This window comes from Bradyrhizobium sp. UFLA05-108 (genome assembly GCF_059803455.1).
The window spans coordinates 14,573-31,944 of record NZ_JBANAZ010000070.1 but is presented as its reverse complement, the minus strand read 5'-3'; the positions used below and the strand labels follow the sequence as shown (position 1 = coordinate 31,944).

At 62.8% G+C, this 17,372-nt stretch carries 20 protein-coding genes; 7 read left to right on the top strand and 13 right to left on the bottom strand.

The window, feature by feature from the left end; genetic code table 11:
• The first annotated feature begins 102 nt into the window (after positions 1-102).
• Entirely contained in the window at positions 103-633 is a 531-nt protein-coding gene (locus SO140_RS36370) for a gamma carbonic anhydrase family protein (protein ID WP_449383417.1), read from the top strand.
• A 9-nt stretch (positions 634-642) separates the two neighbouring features.
• Here the strand turns inward: SO140_RS36370 and SO140_RS36365 are convergent, their stop codons facing one another.
• A complete protein-coding gene (locus SO140_RS36365) occupies positions 643-825 on the bottom strand; it encodes a hypothetical protein (protein WP_449383418.1) in 183 nt (60 codons plus the stop codon).
• On the bottom strand, positions 825-1,049 hold the full coding sequence (locus tag SO140_RS36360) for a hypothetical protein (protein ID WP_449383419.1): 225 nt from the start codon (positions 1,047-1,049) through the stop codon (positions 825-827). The genes SO140_RS36365 and SO140_RS36360 overlap by 1 nt, the downstream gene beginning before the upstream one ends.
• A 96-nt stretch (positions 1,050-1,145) precedes the next feature.
• On the opposite strand from SO140_RS36360, the gene SO140_RS36355 reads away from it, so the two are divergent.
• Complete coding sequence (locus SO140_RS36355) at positions 1,146-1,517, top strand: hypothetical protein (RefSeq protein WP_498543809.1); 372 nt, start codon at positions 1,146-1,148, stop codon at positions 1,515-1,517.
• Positions 1,518-1,742: 225 nt separating this feature from the next.
• Here the strand turns inward: SO140_RS36355 and SO140_RS36350 are convergent, their stop codons facing one another.
• The 6 genes from SO140_RS36350 to SO140_RS36325 all read right to left on the bottom strand — a co-directional run bounded on the left by SO140_RS36350 (position 1,743) and on the right by SO140_RS36325 (position 7,293).
• Complete coding sequence (locus tag SO140_RS36350) at positions 1,743-2,240, bottom strand: hypothetical protein (protein ID WP_449383420.1); 498 nt, start codon at positions 2,238-2,240, stop codon at positions 1,743-1,745.
• Positions 2,241-2,402: 162 nt separating this feature from the next.
• A complete protein-coding gene (locus tag SO140_RS36345) occupies positions 2,403-3,134 on the bottom strand; it encodes an aspartate/glutamate racemase family protein (protein WP_449383421.1) in 732 nt (243 codons plus the stop codon).
• 4 nt (positions 3,135-3,138) lie between these two features.
• Positions 3,139-4,017 carry an ABC transporter permease gene (locus tag SO140_RS36340; RefSeq protein WP_449383422.1) on the bottom strand — a complete coding sequence of 293 codons (879 nt, stop codon included), beginning with the start codon at positions 4,015-4,017 and terminating at the stop codon, positions 3,139-3,141.
• Positions 4,017-4,973 (bottom strand): ABC transporter permease, encoded by a 957-nt coding sequence (locus SO140_RS36335; RefSeq protein ID WP_449383431.1) that lies wholly within the window; start codon positions 4,971-4,973, stop codon positions 4,017-4,019. Before SO140_RS36335 ends, SO140_RS36340 begins: the two co-directional genes overlap by 1 nt.
• On the bottom strand, positions 4,973-6,262 hold the full coding sequence (locus SO140_RS36330) for an ABC transporter substrate-binding protein (RefSeq protein ID WP_449383423.1): 1,290 nt from the start codon (positions 6,260-6,262) through the stop codon (positions 4,973-4,975). The genes SO140_RS36335 and SO140_RS36330 overlap by 1 nt, the downstream gene beginning before the upstream one ends.
• Positions 6,263-6,306: 44 nt before the next feature.
• Complete coding sequence (locus SO140_RS36325; protein WP_449383424.1) at positions 6,307-7,293, bottom strand: ABC transporter ATP-binding protein; 987 nt, start codon at positions 7,291-7,293, stop codon at positions 6,307-6,309.
• 288 nt (positions 7,294-7,581) lie between these two features.
• Here SO140_RS36325 and SO140_RS36320 point away from each other — a divergent pair, with 288 nt between their 5' ends.
• Positions 7,582-8,301, top strand: a complete 720-nt coding sequence (locus SO140_RS36320) for a GntR family transcriptional regulator (protein ID WP_449383425.1) — start codon at positions 7,582-7,584, stop codon at positions 8,299-8,301.
• An 808-nt stretch (positions 8,302-9,109) separates the two neighbouring features.
• On the opposite strand, the gene SO140_RS36315 is transcribed toward SO140_RS36320, so the two are convergent.
• The 4 genes from SO140_RS36315 to SO140_RS36300 all read right to left on the bottom strand — a co-directional run bounded on the left by SO140_RS36315 (position 9,110) and on the right by SO140_RS36300 (position 13,269).
• Positions 9,110-9,736: a transglutaminase-like cysteine peptidase gene (locus SO140_RS36315; protein WP_449383426.1), complete on the bottom strand. Its 627-nt coding sequence runs from the start codon at positions 9,734-9,736 to the stop codon at positions 9,110-9,112.
• Between the two features lie 329 nt (positions 9,737-10,065).
• Positions 10,066-10,677, bottom strand: coding sequence for a PilZ domain-containing protein (locus tag SO140_RS36310; RefSeq protein WP_449383427.1), 612 nt, complete (start codon positions 10,675-10,677; stop codon positions 10,066-10,068).
• Positions 10,678-10,775: 98 nt separating this feature from the next.
• The gene (locus SO140_RS36305) at positions 10,776-11,936 is read right to left on the bottom strand and encodes an MFS transporter (RefSeq protein WP_449383428.1); all 1,161 of its coding nucleotides are present in this window, start codon (positions 11,934-11,936) and stop codon (positions 10,776-10,778) included.
• Between the two features lie 88 nt (positions 11,937-12,024).
• Positions 12,025-13,269, bottom strand: coding sequence for an MFS transporter (locus SO140_RS36300; protein ID WP_449383429.1), 1,245 nt, complete (start codon positions 13,267-13,269; stop codon positions 12,025-12,027).
• Between the two features lie 159 nt (positions 13,270-13,428).
• Here SO140_RS36300 and SO140_RS36295 point away from each other — a divergent pair, with 159 nt between their 5' ends.
• On the top strand, positions 13,429-14,580 hold the full coding sequence (locus tag SO140_RS36295) for a zinc-binding dehydrogenase (RefSeq protein ID WP_449383430.1): 1,152 nt from the start codon (positions 13,429-13,431) through the stop codon (positions 14,578-14,580).
• Positions 14,581-14,736: 156 nt separating this feature from the next.
• On the top strand, positions 14,737-15,249 hold the full coding sequence (locus tag SO140_RS36290; protein WP_474804695.1) for a hypothetical protein: 513 nt from the start codon (positions 14,737-14,739) through the stop codon (positions 15,247-15,249).
• Here SO140_RS36290 and SO140_RS36285 read toward each other — a convergent pair.
• Positions 15,172-15,561 (bottom strand): cupin domain-containing protein, encoded by a 390-nt coding sequence (locus SO140_RS36285; RefSeq protein ID WP_498543808.1) that lies wholly within the window; start codon positions 15,559-15,561, stop codon positions 15,172-15,174. The two genes, SO140_RS36290 and SO140_RS36285, sit on opposite strands and share 78 nt — an antisense overlap.
• An 875-nt stretch (positions 15,562-16,436) precedes the next feature.
• Here SO140_RS36285 and SO140_RS36280 point away from each other — a divergent pair.
• Both SO140_RS36280 and SO140_RS36275 read left to right on the top strand, forming a co-directional pair.
• On the top strand, positions 16,437-16,628 hold the full coding sequence (locus SO140_RS36280) for a hypothetical protein (RefSeq protein ID WP_449384677.1): 192 nt from the start codon (positions 16,437-16,439) through the stop codon (positions 16,626-16,628).
• A 15-nt stretch (positions 16,629-16,643) separates the two neighbouring features.
• A complete protein-coding gene (locus tag SO140_RS36275) occupies positions 16,644-16,898 on the top strand; it encodes a hypothetical protein (protein WP_449384678.1) in 255 nt (84 codons plus the stop codon).
• Positions 16,899-17,372: the final 474 nt, after the last annotated feature.

The following is a 17,372-nucleotide window of genomic DNA, read 5'->3' as shown; positions in this document are numbered from 1 at the left end:
TCAAACAATAACCTAAAGCGCGATGATGCTTCATCGCGCTTTGGGCCCTTTGCTTGAACGTCACAGCTCCGCTATGCCAAGATTTCCTGACAGGAGACCTCCATGGCGATCTACGAGCTTGACGGGCAGGCGCCCGACCTTCCCGCCGACGGCAACTACTTCATCGCCGACACCGCGACCGTGATCGGACGCGTGCGCCTCAAGCCTGGCGCCAGCGTCTGGTTCGGCGCGGTGCTGCGCGGCGACAATGAGTGGATCGAGGTCGGCGAGGGCTCCAACGTGCAGGACGGCTCGACCTGTCACACCGATCTCGGTTTTCCCCTCGTCATCGGCAAGAACTGCACCGTCGGTCACAACGTGGTCCTGCACGGCTGCACCGTCGAGGACGGCGCGCTCGTCGGCATGGGCGCGATCGTGATGAACGGCGCGAAGATCGGCCGTAACAGCATCGTCGGGGCCGGCTCCGTCATCACCGAAGGCAAGGAATTTCCCGAACGATCCCTGATCATCGGCTCGCCGGCGCGCGTAATCCGCACGCTCGACGACGCACAGGTCGCGAGAATGGGCAGCGCGGCGAAGTTCTACGTCGCCAACGGCCCGCGCTTCAAGAAGGGCTTGAAGCGGATCGGCTGACGTCGCTCGTCAGCTCCCTTCGGACTCAGCTCCTCCGGATTCTTGGGCTTCGCGGGATCCAGCGATCTTCTCGTGGCCCGCGGCCCACAGCGCGTGTTCGTCGCTGCCGTCCAGATATGGATTGGCTTCGCGCGGGATGTTCTCGCGCGCGGCGCGCTCGCCTTCGGCGAAGGGATCGCGATCAGCCATCATCACTTTGCCTTTCCGGATCTTGAACGCGCGGTTCGCTTGGCATTTGCCTGATCGAGCTTGGCGCTCTTGCGCAGCGCGTCCTTCAGGTCGGCCGGTATACCGTGCTTTTCCAGCAGGTCCGCGAACGCCTCGTCCGCCAGATCCTGAAGGGTCTCCATGCGATCGCGCGCAAGCTGCTTGAGTTTGCCGAAAGTGTCCTCGTCGAATGCGATCAGCTTGCGCATGATCGTCGCTGCCTCCCTCATCAAATCGTGCGTGACGGAATTGTTCCGGAACGCGGCTGTATGCCCATCGTTGGTGCTCGAAAGGGAGAGTTTCCGATGATCAGATTGCCCGCAACAGTTTCGGCAGCGATGCTTACTCTCGCGGTCCTTGCGATGCCGACGACGTCGTTCGCACAGGGCAGTGGAGGTGGCACGGGCGGAAGCAGCGGCAGTGCGACGTCCGGCGCGACGGGGAGTGGCTCCGTGACGACCAGTCCGACGACGTCCGCTAACGGTCGTGGCGGCGCCGGGGCGGCGGGGCAGGCTGCTCCGCCGCGGGGGACGAACAGCCTGGGCACCGCGCAGTCCTCCGGGGGGACCGTTGGCATGGGATCCGGTAGAGACCGAGACAAGTCAGTCGACTCGGCGGTCGATGCCGAGAACAAGCAGATCGACAAGACGGTGAAGAGCATCTGCCGCGGCTGCTGAGCCGGCAGAGACGGCCGATCCCTTAAGTGGTTGAAAAGCAGCCGTAAAAAACAAGGCCGTTGACGCAGTATACCGCCAACGACCTTGCCAGCCCCGGATATTGAAATTGGCTCACGCCATCCGGTAGCCGGGAGCATGACGCGGAATCATACGGGGGTATGTGATCCAGTTCACATGCCGCAAAATTTTGGTGCGTGGGGCGGGAACGAATCGCCGCCGGCCGGATCAGCTTCGCGACCTGCTCCGCCTGCGCATGCTGGCATGGCGGCGCGCCGGTTTCTTGCGGGTAACCGACGGCGTCTCGGTCTCCGTGGCCTGCGTGCTGGCGAAGGACTGTTTGAGCCCGTCGATGGATTCGGTCAGGGTCGCGACCTGCTCGGACAGGCGCTTGGTGTCGGCCTGCTGCGAGGCGAGCAGCCGTTTGACAGTCAGAAGCTGGTCCTGAACCACCTGGAGCTGGTCGATGGATTCCTGCTGGGTGGCTTCCAGCCCTCTGGTCTTCTCCACGAGCTGCTCGGAGGCCTGCGCGGTGCGGGCCTGCAGCAGCCGGGCGGTGACCACCCGGTCGGACTCCGGGGCGGTACCGGTATAGACGCGCCAGATTGCGATTGAGGTGACGCCGGTGATGAGCAGGAGCAGGCTCGCAGCCGTGAGCGCGATCGGCTGGCTGCCGAGACGGGTGAAGGCGCTGGTTCGCGCATCGCGCGGTGCGAGATCGATCATCGCTGACAAAGCCCAAAAATGAACTGAAGTGGCGAAGACCAGCGGCAACGGCCGCCGGGACGTCCCGAAAACGTTACATTTCGGCAGGAAATGGGACCAAAAAGAGGCTAAGGCCCGAAAAAGGGCCGTAGCGGCCTAATATGGCCATTCGGACCGTGGGATTCAGGGCTGAAAACCGCTCAACGGCCCCGAATATGTCTTCGGCCGTGGCGTCGCATAGGGTCCTAGCCGCGACGTCGTCAGGCCGAGTCGCACCAGGGCCTCAGCGAGCGGGACGGCGGCGGCGACGCCGTCGACGACGGGGAGGCCGTGCTTCGCCGCGAGCTCGCCGGCGAGGTCGGCCATGCCGGCACAGCCGAGCACGATGGCCTCCGTTCGGTCCTCGCGGATTGCGGCCGTGATCTCGCTGGAAATGTTGCCGAGCGCATCGGCATTGCGCTCCTCGAGCGCGAGCACGGGAATTTCGGCGGCACGGACGCGGGCGCAGCGCTCGGCGAGGCCGTATTTCCGCAAATTATGCTCGATCGGCACGATGGAGACGGCGAGCGTCGTCACCACCGAGAAGCGCGCCGCAATCAGGCTCGCCATGTGAAAGGCGGCCTCTCCAATGCCGATCACCGGTGCCTTTGCGATCGCACGCGCCGCATCGAGGCCGGTGTCGTCGAAACATGCGATGATGTGGGCGTCCGCGCCATCGCGATCGGCATCGCGGATGCAGCCGAGCATGCCGGGCACGGCGAAGGCTTCGTCGTAGAAGCCTTCGATCGAGACCGGGCCCATCGTGGGCTGGCGGGCGTCGATCACCGTATCCGGCAAGGCGACGGCACGCGCTGCCGCGGCGATCTTTGCCGTCATCGCGGCCGTAGTGTTGGGATTGACGATGTGAAGACGCATCAGGTCACACCAGTCCCTTGCCGGCATCCGAGCCCTTTGCGGCCTGCCGCTTGTTCAGCATGTGGATGGTGCCGAGCGCGAGTGTGATCACGGCGAAGGAGACCGCGGAGATGATGGTGCCGAGCGCATAGATGTCGGGCTTCGTGACCGTGGTGGTGAGGCCCTGCAGGTCCAGCGGCAGCGTGTTGACCGATCCGATCGCCTGGCTGGAGCGGGCGAGCTCGTCCCAGGACAGCGTGAAGCCGAACAGCCCGATGCCGATCACCGAGGGCAGGATGATCGGCAGCACGATGTGGCGGAAGGTCTGCCAGGGCGTTGCGCCGAGATCGCGCGCGGCTTCCTCGAGTCTGGGGTCGAAGCGGTTGAAGATCGCGAACATGATGAGCAGGCCGAACGGCAGCGTCCAGGTCAGATGCGCGCCTAGCCCCGAGGTGAGCAGGCCCATCGAGGTCTCGAAATTCTCATTCCAGTGCGCCTTGATGAGATCGTCGATGATGCGGAATTCCAGGGAGATGCCGAGCGAGGTGATGATGGAGGGTACAATGAGGCTCGCGATCGCCGAATAGAACAAAATGCTCTGCGCCCTGAACTTGCGGCGAAAGGCCATGCCGGCGGCGACCGACAGCACGACGGTGACCGCCATCACGACGAGCCCGAGCAGCAGCGAGCGGCGGAAGGCGGCGCCGAGATCGACGATGCCGGTGCCCTGGAACAGCTTTGACAGCCAATAGGTCGAGACCCCGTTCATAGGAAAGGTGAGGCCGCCCTGAGGCCCCTGGAACGACAGGATGTAGATCGCGATCATCGGGCCATAGAGAAACAGCACGTAGGCCGCGAAGAACACGGCAAGAACGTAGAAGCTGCGCGGGCGTCCCTCTCGCATCACAGCTCCTTCCTGATGTCGACGATGCGCGACATCATGGTGATGATCAGGAAGGTGATGACGAGCAGGATCACGGCGTTCGCCGCGGCAGCCGGGAATTGCAGTGCGTTGAGCCGGGTCTCGATGATCTTGCCGGCGGCGGCAATCTGTTGGCCGCCCATCACGCCGATGGTGATGAAGTCGCCCATCACGATGGTGATGACGAAGATCGAGCCGATCACGATGCCGGGCTTGGCGAGGGGAATGATGACGTTGACAAGGGTCTGGAACCCGGTGGCGCCGGCGTCATAGGCGGCCTCGATCAGCGACTTGTCGATACGCACCATCGAGTTGAAGATCGGCACCACCATGAAGAAGGTGAAGAGGTGCACGAGCGCCAGCACCACGGAGAATTCGGAATAAAGTAGCCATTCGACCGGCTGGTCGATCACGCCGATCTTGAGCAGCCCGGAATTGACGAGGCCGTTGCGCCCCAGCAGCGGAATCCAGGCGATCATGCGGATCACGTTCGAGGTCCAGAACGGGATCGTGCAGAGCAGCGACAGGCCCATCTGCCAGGTCTTGGATCTGATGTGGAAGGCGAGGAAGTAGGCGACCCAGAAGCCGATGAACAGCGTGATCGCCCAGACCATGAAGCACAGCTTCAGAGTCTTCACATAGGTCTTGCCGATCGTGCAGAGATCGGGGAGCTGCGCGATGCAGCCTTCGAACGTGTCGGTGTAGCCGCGGCCGGAGAAGGCCGGCAGCAATTGGTATTCGTTGTAGTCCCAGAAGGAGACGATGACGACGAACACCAGCGGGATCAGGAAGAAGGCGAGAAAGACGAGCATCATCGGCCCGGCCTGCAGCCAGGAGATGAAGGAGGGTGACAGACGCGCCGCTTTCTGGCGCGCCTGTCCCGGTCCCCGGGCGAGGTCCGGGGATGCCTGTTGCAAGAGCTCGTCTGACGTGTCCATCACGCTGCGATGAACTCGTTCCACTTGCGGACCATGTAGTCGTTCTCGTCCATGACCGCGTTCCAGCAGGCGACCCCGCCCATGCGGTCCTCATAGGAGCCGCCGTCGCGCACCGCACCGGCCTTCTCGAGCAGCGAGCCGTCGGGCGCCTTGATGTCCTTCTCGGCGGGCTTGCCTTCCATCCAGTAGGCCCACTCGTAGGGCTCCATGTGCGCCTTTGCGGTTGAGAGCACGGCTGAGTAGTAGCCCTGGCGGTTGAGATACGCGCCGGCGTAGCCGGACAGGAACCAGTTCACGAACTCGTAGGCCCAGTCGAGCTTCGCACCCGACACGCCCTTGGAGACGCAGAAGCCCGAGGCCCAGGAGCGGTAGCCTTCCTTCAGCGGCTGGAAGGTGCAGGCAATGCCCATCGAGCGGACCTTGGTGACAGCCGGTGACCACATCGACTGGATGACGGTTTCGCCCGAGGCCATCAGGTTGACGCTCTCGTTGAAGTCCTTCCAGAAAGCGCGGAACTGGCCAGCTTTCTTGGCTTCGGTCATCACCTTCATGGTGAGATCGATCTCTTCCTTGGTCATGTTGCCCTTGTCGGCATATTTGTACTTGCCGGTGGCTTCCACGACCATCGCTGCATCCATGATGCCGATCGAGGGGATGTTGAGGATCGAGGCCTTGCCCTTGAACTCGGGATTGAGCAGCTCGGCCCACGAGTTGATCGGGCGCTTGATGAGATCGGGACGGATGCCGAGCGTGTCGGCGTTGTAGACGGTGGGGATCAGCGTCACGAATTCGGTCGCCGACTTGGCGAAAGTCTTGGAGTCCTTGCCTTCGAGATAGAGCACCTTCCAGGGCGCGGTGCCCTGATTGCCGATCTTCTTGCCGCCGGGCGTCTCGCCCTTGGTGAAGACGGGCGTGATGTTGTCGAATTCCTTGATCTTCTTGGCGTCGAGGGCAAGGATGTTGCCGGAGGGCACGAGCTTCTTCAGCGAGAAATATTCGGTGTCGAGCACGTCGAAGGAGTTCGGCTGGGTCATCACGCGCTTGGTGACGTCGTCGGTCGTCGCGGTGATGTATTCGATCTTGATGCCAGTGTCCTTCAGGCACTGCTTCGAGATGTCATCGCCCTCGTTCACGGCGGTGCCGAGATAGCGCAGCACTTTCGGCTCGGCCGACATCACGTAGGGGAAGCCGGTGATGGCGCCGGAGCCGGCTGCGAAACCTGCGAGGCCCGCGGTCCCCTTCAACAATGTGCGGCGGCTGACGCCAGTCTTCCTCGTCGTCTCTGTCATATCAGTCACTCCTCTGTGTTGCGCATTTTCTGGACTGGATGGCGCTATTGCAGACGCTGCGCCTTGGCGGGATCCCAGGTGGCCAGCACGCGATCACCCGGACGGAAGGGGTGGGCGTCGAAGGTGGCCTCGGGAACGTGGGAGAACAGGGCGGTGCCGTCGTCGAGCGTGAGCGAGACGGCGACGTAGGAGCCCTGGTACTCGGTTTCCGTCAAAAGCGCCGGCGCGCCGAAAGCGCCGTCCGCGATCGGCTTGATGCCGAGCTGATCGGCGCGCACCGCGATCATCTGGCCGGCATCGGAGAGCACGTTGTGTCCGCCGATGAAGCGCGCGACGAACTCGGTCCGCGGATGGTGGAAGATGTCGCGGGCGCTGCCCTGCTGCTCGATCCGTCCGCCGTTCATCACCACGATGTGGTCGGCGAGCGCCATCGCCTCCTCCTGGCCGTGCGTGACCTGGATGAAGCTGATGCCGAGCTCGCGCTGGAGCCGCTTCAACTCGCCGCGCATCCTGACGCGCAGGAACGGGTCGAGTGCGGAGAGCGGCTCGTCGAGCAGCAGGATCTGCGGCTCGGTGATCAGCGCGCGGGCCAGCGCCACGCGCTGCTGCTGGCCGCCGGAGAGCTGCGCCGGCAGGCGCGCGGCATAGGGCGTCATTGCCACCAGTTCGAGCAGCTCGCCGGCGCGCTTGTGGCGCGTCGCACGATCGATGCCGCGCATCTTCAGCGCAAACGCAACATTGTCGAGCACCGTCAGATGCGGAAACAGCGCGTAGGACTGGAACATCATCGCCGTGCCGCGCTTGGCGGGCGGCAGGCCGGTGACGTTGTGGGGGCCGAGGATGATGTCACCCTCGCTGACCGCCTCATGACCGGCGATCATGCGCAGCGTCGAGGTCTTGCCGCAGCCGGAGGGGCCGAGCAGGCAGCAATAGGTGCCGGCCGGGATCTTGAGGTTGACGCTGTCGACCGCCAGCGTCGTGTCATAGCGCTTGGTGACCGAGACCAGTTCGAGGGCGGCGGGAAGGGCCATGGAGCTCCCAGGGAAAGGGCGATTTACCGCTTCCCTCGGCAAGGCCCGTGCCAAGCGGAAGTCCGCGGCATTTTTTCGGAACTGCGTAGCAATGTCAGATCATTAGCCCGGAGATCGCAAATCCGGGCGGCGCAGCGGTGGCCGCTAGGGAGCATTATGCACACAAAATGATCAGGGATTGTATAAAGTTTCGCCTGTCATTGGATACGGCTGGTCGACTAACCTTTGGAGCCTGATTTGACGACCGAGCCCCAAATCAACGAGCCCACATTCAGCAAGCCAAAATCTATGGCCGCCAAAGCTCAACCGAAGTCTGACGCATCGCTCGCAGCCGATAATGGCAGTGACCGCGTCAGCCGTATCCGGGAGGGTGTGACGACCGCGATCCTCGAGCATCGGCTGCTGCCGGGCACCAAGCTCGGCGAGGACGAAATTGGTGAGATCTACGGCGCGAGCCGCACCTTGGTCCGCACCGCGCTGCACCAGCTCGCGCATGAGGGGATCGTCAGCATCGAGAAGAATCGTGGCGCCTTCGTTGCGCGGCCGACGCCGGCCGATGCGCGCGAGGTGTTCGAGGCGCGGCGGCTGATTGAGCCGTCGATCGTCGATCACGCCATCGACGCGGTGTCGCCGGATTGGCTTGAGCGCCTGCAACGACATCTCGCCGAGGAGCATGCGGCGGAAACCCGCGGCGACGCCAGGGCCTCGATCCGGCTGTCCGGCGAGTTTCACCGGCTGGTCGCCGAGATGTCCGGTCACAGCATCTATGCCGGCTTCCTCAAGGAGCTGATCGCGCGCTCCTCCCTGATCATCTTGCTCTATCGCCGCCACGACACGCCCGCCTGCGGCACCAGCCATCACGCCGAGATCGTTACCGCGATCCGCAGGCAGGACAAGTTGCAGGCACGCGAGTTGATGCTCTCACATCTTACGGAGATCGAGGCCGAGCTGTTTCTGAAAGAGCCGGCCGCTGACGAGCCGCGGCTTTCCGACGTGCTTGGCGCCTGAGGCGCGGATCGCAACCCTCCGGTAGGAGCTGCGGCCAGGCCCGAGTACCAGCGTCAATGTAAGCTTTCGCTTTCGACGGCGAGCTGTCCGTCTTGCGTGATCTCGTATTCGCCGTCTCGCTTCCTCATCCACCCGGACCTGACCATCTCCCGCGCGGTCTGAATGGAGCAGATCGGATGGTTGCCTCCGGGGTGATACAGCCTGTCATTTCGGACGACCAGATGCCCGTAGAGCTGAGCCTGGCGCAGTGCCCTGCGCATTCCGGGCGAAGGATTTTTCATGTCACTTCAAGCTCGGGCGCGATATGCACTTTGTGCTTCAGGAGGTCCAACGAGATGCGCAACTGCGCGAGCGATTGGGCGATGCGATCGTTCACGATGCGGCTGCAAACCTCAGTCGGACTGCGTGGCGACGCGCAATCGGTTACGCGCATGGTGGAGATCCTCCAGCCGCAATTGAACGATCTCGGAGGTCGCCTGTTCCGTTCTTCGGAACAGTTTTCGCGTTGGCGTCAAATGACGCCGAATAGAATGAAAAATCCGACCTCGAGCAGGAAAACGAGGCCGGTGATCATCGACATCAGAAACACGTCACCGGGCGACAGGAACTGCATGGCTCGCCTCACTGCTCGCGAGCCCCCATTGGCAATTCATCTATGTTAAAAAAGTTTCGGTTCCCGGTGCGTGCGATTTCAGCGCCCCAAAAAGATTGCGCCCAGCCATTGGGGGATGGCTGGGCGCGCGCGAACCGGTCTGGGACGGGGAGGGGTGGGGATGTGACCGGGTCGCGTAACTCGCTCTTTTGCTAACTACTGGTCCTTGGCGCTGGCGGTGGAGACCGCCGGCTTGGTGTCGCCGAGCGAGACCCAGACGTTGGGATCGCTCTGCGACTGACGCTTGACGAAGCGGTAGCCGGTCTCGGTCCAGGCGACGACATTCTCATTCTGATTGTCGAGAATGAACTCGCCCTTGTCGGTCTTGACCGTCAGCACCGCGTGTCCTTCACCCTTCTTGTCGCGCACGACCGTGATCAGCAGGGCCTCGCGCGGCCATCCGGCATCGATCAGCATCTTGCGCTTCAACAGCACATAATCCTCGCAGTCGCCGTAGCCGTCTGATGGCAACGACCACTTCTCGACCACGCCCCAGTGCTCCATGTCGGTCAAAGGCTTCACGGTCTCGTTGACCCAGCGATTGACCTTCAGCAGATCGCGCCATGCCGTCTGCGACATCACGATGTCGCGCGGCTGAGACGGACCGCCCTGGCATTGGGCAGCATTGTCGGCACAGAACTCGACCCAGCCGATCGGCGCACGCGTGTTGTCGCCGAGGCTCGCGTAGAGCAGGCGGCCTTCGCCGGCCTGCGCCGTCGCGCTGATCCCGAAGAGCATGGCGGCAACCGCCAGCCCTTTCCCCTGTCCCCTGAAGTCGAACATCGTGGCCCCCGTTTCTTGTTGGACCACAATTGCCACGAAGCTTTTGCGTTGCCGCTAAGTGAGCCAAGTCAAGTCGAGACGAATGCAAGTAAAACGAGCGCTGAATTCGATTTATACTTGAGTAGAATTCGCCTAAAATTTGAGAATACTGCAATTGAGTAAAATTGTAGGCGTTAACGCCCGAGACTCGGGGAACTCAGCGTTTTCGCCGCGCGCGGCTGACCGCGTTAACCGGCAACCGCATGCGCGCGAGGTGTGAAAAAAGGCGACGTCCGCGTTGCGGAGGCCGCCTTTCGGCTCGATTGCCGGATTTTTCAGCCGGCTGCGCTTTACCGCGCGGTAACGCTCTCTTCGAGAGTCTCGACCGGCTGCTCGTGGACGAACTCCAGCGCAAAGCCGTCCTCGAGATTTCTGACCACGCGGCCCTGGACGCGGCCGAGCATGACCTGCGATTTCAGCGGCGGCCGGTTCTCTGCGGCAATGGCGGCGCCGGACAGCGACAGGTCGATGATGCGGCAGGTCATCTTGGTGCCGTCCTCGAGCGTGAGCACCGCGATCGGATTGCGCGGCACGATACGATCGTGGCGGCGATCCTCCGGCAGATTGAGGATGTCGCGGTTGGCGAGCCAGGTGAGTTGGGCGGCGAGCTTGTCGCGCTTGCGGGGCGTTGCCCCGACCGTCATGGCGAAGCCGTTGTCGATGATCCGGGTGATCTTGCCCTCGACGCGGCCGATATGGTCGAGATAGGCGACCACGCGGTCGCCGACATTGCCGATGCCGGGGGCGAGCAAAGCAAGGCCGCCCGGCGACATGTTGATCACCTGGCAGGGGAATTCACGGCGGTCCGGCAGCATATAGCGGCCGAGCAGATGTACTTTCACCCGCTGGAAACGCCGACGTTCCTCGGCGGCAGGAAGAAATTTTTTGTTCGCCAACGCCATTTTCACTACCCGACCCCCGCCCGGGCGGAGTCCCAACGACCCTAAGGCGCACAGGGTTAACGCGCCGTTAGCGGAACGGGCGGGACGTTCGGAATAGGTCAGGCGGGTCGTGCGCGTCGGGCGGCTACGCGCTCGAAAAGCCATAATAGAGGCGGGCAGGCAAGCAACGCGACCGCGCCAAGATCGAGGGCCGCCGCCGCGCTTCCGGCCCAGCCGGCGAGCCGTCCGGCGACCGCCGGTCCGAGCATCATGGCGACATAGAACACGGTGAGGAAGAGCCCCATCCCGATCGCGCGCGTCCGCGGCGCGAGCACGCGAGCCGGCAGGCTCATGATCGGGCCGGCCGGCTGGCCGGAGGCGAGACCAATCGCGATGACGGTCGCGATCACGGCACCCGATCGCGTCAAAAGCACCAGCAGCACCGCTAGGGCGAGGCTGCCGCCGACGAGCAGAGTGAGCGGTCGCCCGGTCCGGTCGGCCAGAAAACCTCCGAGCGGGACGGAGACGGCCGAGATCCACAAAGCGAGGCTGATCACGGAGCCTGCCGCTGCGACGGTCCAGCCGCGCTCGACCAGCAGCGACGGCCCAAACGACAGGATCATGGCAAAGCCGATATTGAACAGGCCCCAGATTGCGCCGGCGATCATCACCGCCGTCATCGTCGGCCGATCGAGACGAGCCGACGTCGGCGCTGCCGTCCCGCTCTCGGGCGGAGGCCGGTAGAGCAGCATCAGCACGATGCCGATGGCAATCACGGCGCAGACGGCCATGAACACCGCACCGGTGCCGCCCGCCGTGCCGATCGTCGGCAATGTCAGGAGCGAGAGCGCGATTCCCGTTGGCCAGGAATTGATGACGATGCCCATGGCGGTTGCGATCTCCTTGCCCGCAAACCAGTCCGTGGTCATCTTGGTGAGCTGCACGCTCAGCAGCACGCCGCCGGCACCGGCGATCAGCCGGCCTGCGATCTGCGAACTCCAGTCGCCCGCGAGCGCCATCGCGAAACTGCCGGTCATCATCAAGGCAAGGGCCGCTAGCCCGGTGCTCTTGTCGCCGAACCTTGCGCCGATCGCACCGCCCGGCAGCGCCAGCACGATGCCCGGCGTGAAGTAGAGGCCGATCAGGAGGCCGATGTCGGCAAGGCCGATGCCAAAGGTCTGTTCCAGCAGCGGGGCGACCGCAGCCACGCTCTGGAACTGGAACGCCATGGTGAGGCGCACCGTGAACAGGATCGCAAGAATGCCCCAGCGATTGCGCAACGTCTCACCCCCTTGAGACTTTTGCAGTCAGCGTGGGCCGGCGAGAGAGGCGTGTCAACGGACAGGATGCCCCTCGAGCCAAGGCGGTCTATGCCTTTTGCGCCGTGCACCGATAAAGGACGAGCAGCAGCGCCAGCAGGACGGCGGCCGACAGGGCGAGTGACCAGTGAATGCCGATCGCCGCGCCGACGAGGCCGACGGTGATGCCGCTAAAAGCCCGCATCCCCAGGCCTGCCATGTTGAACAGGCCCACGACGCGGCCGCGGATGTCGGCCGGCGCATTCAATTGCACCAGTGCCTGCGCCATGGTGTTGAACGACAGCTCGAAGAACCCTGCGGCAAACAGCAGCACGATCGCCAGCGGATAGATCCGCACGGACGCGAAGGCGAGCAGGGAGATGCTCCACAGCATGGCCAGCGTGATCGCGGTCCGCGGCGTGCCCTTGAGCCGACCCCACGATTCCAGCGCGATGCCGGCGAGCAGCGCGCCAGCGGCGTCGGCCGCCAGAAGCACACTGTAGGACACACCGGGATCGCCATGGCCGAGATCGCCGGCAAAACCTGGCATCTGCGCGTGGTAGGCGTTGCCGATCATGAAGGAGGTGAGCCCGGCCAGCCACGTCATCGCAGTCAGCACCGGCTGCGTTCCGATGGAGCGGATCGTGAGCACGATGTCGGTCAAGCCGCGGACGGCGAAGCGTCGCGCGGCCACGCTTGTGTCCCGCGCCGGCGCCCAGAACAGCCAGAGCAGCATGGGCAGATAGAACAACGTGTTGAAGATGATGCCGTGCGAGGTGCCGAGCGTCAGCATGATGACGCCGCCGACGGCAGGTCCGACCAGGATGCCGAGATAGCGCGCCATCGCATTCAGGCGCACCGCGCTCGGCAGATCGGCAGGTCCAACGAGATCGTAGAGCAGGAGCTGGTTGGGCGTTTGCCACAGGACGCCCGCGCATCCATGGATGACCAGCAGCAGCATCGCGTGCCACATCTGGATCGTATCGGTGATGAAGAAGATGCCCCATCCGGTCGAGGCAACGATGAACAGCAGCATGCCGCACTGGATGATGCGGCGCGGATCAAAGCGGTCGGCGAGGCTGCCGACGGCGACGGAAAACAGCAGGAACGGCAACCAGTGCGACAGCACCGCAAAGCCCGCCAGCGCGGGCGAGTGGAATTTCTGGAACACCACCCAATAGCTGATCACGTGTTCGATATTGTCTGCCATCATGGCCAGCACGTAGGCCACGAACTGCGCACGATAGGGGCGCGACTGCATCGCTGCGAACGAGCTCGGTGCAGCCGCCGGTTTCGTCGAGATGTGAATGTTCAATCGATGACCTGGGTAAGAGCGTGGCGAGAGTTAGGTTCTGGCGTCTTCGTCGGGCGGCCCTGCAGCAGTTACGGCCGCGGTTGGCAGGAGGCCGAACCTCACATAGGCTCTACCGCAGCCTGCGACATTCAACACAAGACGGGCAGTGAGGAAATAGCCATGGAGTCAATCCGCGTATGCACCCATGCGGGGCCGGGCGCCGAACCCGTGATCCGCACCGTACCGTGGCCGAAGGTTGGGAAGAAGGCGGCGCTGATCAAGGTCGGCGCCTGCGGCGTCTGCGGCACCGACCTGCACATTCTCAGGGGGCATTGGCCAAAACCGTTGCCCTGGCCATTCACGCTCGGACACGAGCTCGGTGGCGTCATCGTCGAATGCGGCGACGAGTTCACCGAAGATTTCATGAGCAAGCCGCTTCACGTCGGATCGAAGGTGATGATCCCGCCGTTGATGCCCTGCGGCCGTTGCTACTACTGCATCCATTATCCGGCGACGGCCAACAAATGCCTGACGCCGGTCTATTACGGCCGCTATCTCGGCTTCGACAAGGCACCGCATCTATGGGGCGGCTGGGCCGAGTATGTCTATGTCGATCTCGACATGCTGCCGGGCACCAAGATCTACAAGCTGCCCGACGACATGTCGCTGCGGCTGGGCGCGCTATCCGAGCCGCTAACGTCCTGCATCCGCGCCTTCAACCGCGCAAGCCGCGCCGGTGGCTTTACCTGGGGCGACACGGTCGTGATCCAGGGCTCCGGTCCGATCGGCATTCTGGCGGTCGCGGCTGCGCGGGAGATGGGTGCGGGGCGCGTGATCTGCGTCGGGGCGCCGGAAGAGCCACGATTAAAACTCGCGCGCGTGTTCGGCGCGGAGGCGACGGTGAACATCGAGGAGCTGAAGACGCCGCAGGATCGCATCAAGGCCGTGCGCGACATCGTCGGCGGTTTCGGCGCCGATCTCGTGATGGACTGCTCGGGCCATCCCTCAGCCGGTCCCGAGGGCGTCGAGATGCTGCGAGACGGCGGCACCTATGTCGAGATGGGTCAGTTCACAGACGCCGGATCGATCGAGACCTCCTGGCATCGCATCTGCACCAAGGACCTCAACGTGCTGGGCTCCTGGGGCTTTACCGGCAACGATCTGCCGCTCGGCGTCGACATGCTCTATCGCACGGCGGGCAAATATCCATGGCTGAAGATGCAGACGATCTATCCGTTCACGGAACAGGGCGTCGCGCAGGCGGTGGCGGACGCGATGGCGATGAAGACGGTGAAGTCGACCATCGTGCCATGGCCGGAATTGGTGGGGTGATCTCTTGTTTTCTTCTGCCTTGCATGGGGAGAAGGAAGAAACGATCGCCTCGGTCAACTTCGATGCCCAAAAAGTTCCATCAGGAATTCGCGAGATATCCACGCTGAGGTGAAACTTAGGCCCAAGTTCCGGCTTTCACTTCGCGGGAGAATGACCGTGAAGCGAATCCTGGAACCTGTCACCTATATTCTGGCCATCGTCTACTTTCTGGTGGACGCGGCCTTCATGGCCGTGGCGCGGCCCATATCACGCTGGCTTGGGCGGCATCTGGAGTTCAAGCGGTTGCGGGCCTGGATCAGATCGCTGCCGCCTTATCCTTCGCTCGCGCTGTTTTCCGTGCCTGTGATCATGCTGGAGCCGATCAAGCCCATCGCCGCCTACCTCGCCGCGACGGGGCAGGTTGTCAGCGGCGCTGTGGCTTTCATCATCGGCGAGCTGCTCAAGCTCGTGCTGGTCGAGCGCCTGTTCCATCTCACGCGTGACAAGCTGATGAGGATTCCGACTTTTGCCTGGGCCTATGGAAAGTTCGCCAAGGTGAGGGCATGGCTGCAAGCAACCGAGGCTTGGCGGGCTGTCCGCGCCTTGAGCCGTTCAGCGCGCGACTATATCGCGCAAGCCAGAGCAAGGCTGGTCGGCGGTTTCAGCAAGCTGGCGACGTTTCGGGACTAGCCTTCGATAGACGGTCGGCTCAATCAACAGAAGATGAACCTCGTCGCGCGCCACGGGCCGATGTTCGACGCCCTTGGGGACGATGTAGAGCTGACCCGGCTCGAGTGTCACCGTGCGATCGCGCAATTCGATGTCGAGGCTGCCCTTCAGGACGAGAAAGAAATCATCGGTGTCATCGTGCTTGTGCCAGGTGAACTCTCCCTTCACCTTCACCACCATCACGTCGCAATCGTTGAAGGTAGCGACGGTGCGCGGCGACCAGAATTGGTGGAATGTCGCAAGCTTGTCGGCAAGTGATACCTTGTCGGTCATGAGTCCTCCGTGTCGCGTTGTGCAGCAGCGATTTGGGATCGAACTGCTGACGCGACAAGGGTCCATTCGTCGCGTGCTGCAAGGTTGCCGTAGTGTGGTTAGACGAAGCTACCGCTTTGGTTAGCGCACGGAGGAGAGGTGGGTAACGCCCTCTGCCAACCAACCCACCCCTGCATTAGCGGGCTGGATTGGAGTGGCCCCGTTCGGCAAGTTCGTTGACCTAGGTCAACATTCTCAGAGCCGAAATCATCCCAAGCTGCCCCACGGTCATCTTGCCAGCGGATCGGCATCACATTCGTCGAGCGAGCAACATGAGATTTCCGGCAGGGGTCGTCGCGGGAATGCTCTTACTCACTGGCACGGGGACGAGCCATGCCGTGGTTCGCATTACGAATGATCGAGGCGGACAGATTGGCTACTACATCGAAAGATACGAGAAATTGCGCGCCTCGCGTCAATCGGTCGTCATCGACGGCCTGTGCGCCTCCGCCTGCACGATCGTCCTTGCAACCATCGCTCCGGATAATATCTGCGTAACATCCAGAGCGAGACTTGCCTTTCATGCTGCATGGGACTTCGGCAGGAATGGGCGCACCTTTACAGATCGTGGAGCGACCCGGATGCTGTATTCGATGTATCCTTCGCCAATTCAACAGTGGCTCGATAGTCGCGGAGGTCTAACTCCCCGCACAGTTTTCCTCGAAGGCAAACAGCTGCATGGGATGTATAGGGGATGCGATCTCGATTCCCGGCCATCCGCCACACGTTGAGCGACGCGATTACTTCCCTGTTCCAGGGCCGATGGCACAAAGTACACTTGCCGCACGTGGGGGTTGTGTTTTGAAATGAGCACTCAATACCGGCAAGGTTGAGTGATGGTGGAGAAAACACAGGATTTGCCTCCCGAGATCGCGGAGTTGTTTGTGGCTGCGGAAAAGCTGCCGTTGGGCAAAAAACGCGACGACTTGCTTTGGAAAGCGCTGGAATTGGAAGCCAGATTGAATGTCGAGCGCTGGGTCAGTTCGCCCGGACTGCGGCCGCGGCGCGAAACGGCAGACGAGGGCTGATTGGCTGCGATTGCCATGTCCCTGCAGTTCCACCGTGCCGTCGAACACATGGAAATATGGAGCGCGAGCAGCGACGGCTTTTCGTTCGTGATCAGTTTCGAAAGTCCCACCGGGACCGGTTTTCACGGAAGCGCTGGCTATGTCGCGTCATGGCGGCCGGTTGACCAGAGCCGTGGCGCGATCAGGGTCTTCGGCTCGCCGTTCAAGACGTTCGATCAGGCGATGGCGGCCTGCGAGGCGATGCTGAAACACCTGACGAGCGAAAAATGAAAGCCTCTCGGGGCCGGCAGATGGCGTGAGGGGCGGCGGGCCATGTCGGCGCCGATTCTCGCCAAGCGGGCTTCACAACCAAGCGGGCTTCACAACAATGACGCATCGCTGCCGTATCCTGCGCAAGATCAAGTGCGGTCATAGTCAAGTCTAGGATCGTGGCGAGGGCTGGCGGACGTACCCAACCTCACACATCCGAAACGCCCCCGGAGAAGTTCCTCTCCGGGGGCTTTCTCCCAGGCGGTGTATTCGGCCGAACGCCGAGCAAGCAGGAAACTCCCTGCATGCGCTAAATGCGCGAAGCCGATCGAAGGCCGATATCGAAGTTTGTTGGTTCTCTTTCAGGAACAGAACCAAATGATGACCAGAGCCATCGGCAGGCCAACACCCAAGGCACCGAAAATCATCAGCGCAAAAGCCGAAAGCAGGTTGGCCTCGGGCTGCATCTCATGCCCGTGCATTTCGTTTCCTCCG

What these genes read in the sequence shown, in the direction of transcription:
- SO140_RS36370 (WP_449383417.1), top strand. Translation starts at nt 103, where the DNA reads ATGGCGATCTACGAGCTTGACGGGCAGGCGCCCGACCTTCCCGCCGAC.
- SO140_RS36365 (WP_449383418.1), bottom strand. Translation starts at nt 825, where the DNA reads ATGATGGCTGATCGCGATCCCTTCGCCGAAGGCGAGCGCGCCGCGCGC.
- SO140_RS36360 (WP_449383419.1), bottom strand. Translation starts at nt 1,049, where the DNA reads ATGCGCAAGCTGATCGCATTCGACGAGGACACTTTCGGCAAACTCAAG.
- SO140_RS36355 (WP_498543809.1), top strand. Translation starts at nt 1,146, where the DNA reads ATGATCAGATTGCCCGCAACAGTTTCGGCAGCGATGCTTACTCTCGCG.
- SO140_RS36350 (WP_449383420.1), bottom strand. Translation starts at nt 2,240, where the DNA reads ATGATCGATCTCGCACCGCGCGATGCGCGAACCAGCGCCTTCACCCGT.
- SO140_RS36345 (WP_449383421.1), bottom strand. Translation starts at nt 3,134, where the DNA reads ATGCGTCTTCACATCGTCAATCCCAACACTACGGCCGCGATGACGGCA.
- SO140_RS36340 (WP_449383422.1), bottom strand. Translation starts at nt 4,017, where the DNA reads ATGCGAGAGGGACGCCCGCGCAGCTTCTACGTTCTTGCCGTGTTCTTC.
- SO140_RS36335 (WP_449383431.1), bottom strand. Translation starts at nt 4,973, where the DNA reads ATGGACACGTCAGACGAGCTCTTGCAACAGGCATCCCCGGACCTCGCC.
- SO140_RS36330 (WP_449383423.1), bottom strand. Translation starts at nt 6,262, where the DNA reads ATGACAGAGACGACGAGGAAGACTGGCGTCAGCCGCCGCACATTGTTG.
- SO140_RS36325 (WP_449383424.1), bottom strand. Translation starts at nt 7,293, where the DNA reads ATGGCCCTTCCCGCCGCCCTCGAACTGGTCTCGGTCACCAAGCGCTAT.
- SO140_RS36320 (WP_449383425.1), top strand. Translation starts at nt 7,582, where the DNA reads ATGGCCGCCAAAGCTCAACCGAAGTCTGACGCATCGCTCGCAGCCGAT.
- SO140_RS36315 (WP_449383426.1), bottom strand. Translation starts at nt 9,736, where the DNA reads ATGTTCGACTTCAGGGGACAGGGGAAAGGGCTGGCGGTTGCCGCCATG.
- SO140_RS36310 (WP_449383427.1), bottom strand. Translation starts at nt 10,677, where the DNA reads ATGGCGTTGGCGAACAAAAAATTTCTTCCTGCCGCCGAGGAACGTCGG.
- SO140_RS36295 (WP_449383430.1), top strand. Translation starts at nt 13,429, where the DNA reads ATGGAGTCAATCCGCGTATGCACCCATGCGGGGCCGGGCGCCGAACCC.
- SO140_RS36285 (WP_498543808.1), bottom strand. Translation starts at nt 15,561, where the DNA reads ATGACCGACAAGGTATCACTTGCCGACAAGCTTGCGACATTCCACCAA.
- SO140_RS36280 (WP_449384677.1), top strand. Translation starts at nt 16,437, where the DNA reads ATGGTGGAGAAAACACAGGATTTGCCTCCCGAGATCGCGGAGTTGTTT.
- SO140_RS36275 (WP_449384678.1), top strand. Translation starts at nt 16,644, where the DNA reads ATGTCCCTGCAGTTCCACCGTGCCGTCGAACACATGGAAATATGGAGC.